Origin of the sequence: Dietzia sp. DQ11-44 (genome assembly GCF_014145205.1) — a bacterium.
Lineage (GTDB): Bacteria > Actinomycetota > Actinomycetes > Mycobacteriales > Mycobacteriaceae > Dietzia > Dietzia natronolimnaea.
This window is the reverse complement of record NZ_JAALEC010000165.1, coordinates 1-1,045: the sequence shown is the minus strand read 5'-3', so window position 1 is coordinate 1,045 and position 1,045 is coordinate 1. Positions and strand designations below refer to the sequence as shown.

2 protein-coding genes are annotated in these 1,045 nt (G+C 69.2%); both read left to right on the top strand.

Features of this window, described 5'->3' with window-relative positions:
* Window positions 1-375: an excalibur calcium-binding domain-containing protein gene (locus G6018_RS05145; protein WP_241731998.1), complete on the top strand. Its 375-nt coding sequence runs from the start codon at window positions 1-3 to the stop codon at window positions 373-375.
* A gap of 369 nt (window positions 376-744) precedes the next feature.
* The coding region (locus G6018_RS05140; RefSeq protein WP_182638980.1) for a VOC family protein at window positions 745-1,045 on the top strand (301 nt) is incomplete at its 3' end.

Sequence of the window (1,045 nt, the reverse complement as noted above, 5' to 3'; positions counted from 1 at the left end):
TTGGCCGCTGTCGCCGCTCTCGGCACCGCCCCCTCGGTCACAGCCGCCGAAATGCAGGTCGGATCGGGCGTCATCGCCCTGCCCGAGTTCGCCCCCGTCGTCGTCCCCGCCCCGATGGGTTTCGACGCGGCAGCACTGCCGCTGCTGCCGTTCCCGTTTGTCTGGTCCGTGCATTTCGTGCCGGCACCGGGCGTGGCGGCCCCCGCGCCCGCGCCGGGTGTGGCGGCTCCTTCGCCCGCCCCCGCACCCCGACTTTCGGGATGCCGGGAGGCGTGGAACCTCGGCGTCGCGCCCATGCATCGCGGAAGCAGGTTCTACGACCCGTCGATGGACGGCGACAACGACGGGATCGCCTGCGAGCGGGATCCCCGCTAGTCCATGCGGACTCCGTCGGAGCCCTCCGGCATTCGTCGCGAGCGCGGCTTGAATACTCATCTAACGTTAGCGGGAACACTCCATTCGGCGTCGTCACCTGCTCCGGGCAGTAGGCGCCGATCGCTGCCCCAACCAGGATGTGAGGGTTCGACACCGGATGGGTGGACCGTCAGCCTGTAGGGGCCATAGAAGTAGTAAATGTGAGTTCACTCGTCGTGCCCGGTGGCTGCGGGCAGTTCGAGTGGCGGTGGCCCTCGTCGTCGTCGGTTCCCCGAGTGCACCGGGGGAGCGCCCCAGCTCTGGCCGCCGGGAGGAGCCTCGGTCCATGAATGTTTGAGGCGCCTCGAATTCAGGTCGTAGCGTGGTCCCATGGCTGGGATCACCGCGCGGCGTGTGGTCGTCGCACTCGACTGCCCCGGTGCTCGAGAGCTCGCCGAGTTCTACGCGTCGATGCTCGGCTGGCGGATTCGCGACAACGTCGAATATTCGGACTGGGTCGACGTCCTGCCGCCAGAAGGTGAGCTGGGCACGGTCGCGCTCGAGTGCCAGACCGTCTCCGTCTGGCGCGCGCCGACCTGGCCCGAGGGACCGGTCCCCACGCAGGTGCACCTCGACTTCTACGTGGACTCGATCGCCGACTCGGGCCGGCCGTCCTCGCCGCCGGCGCCCG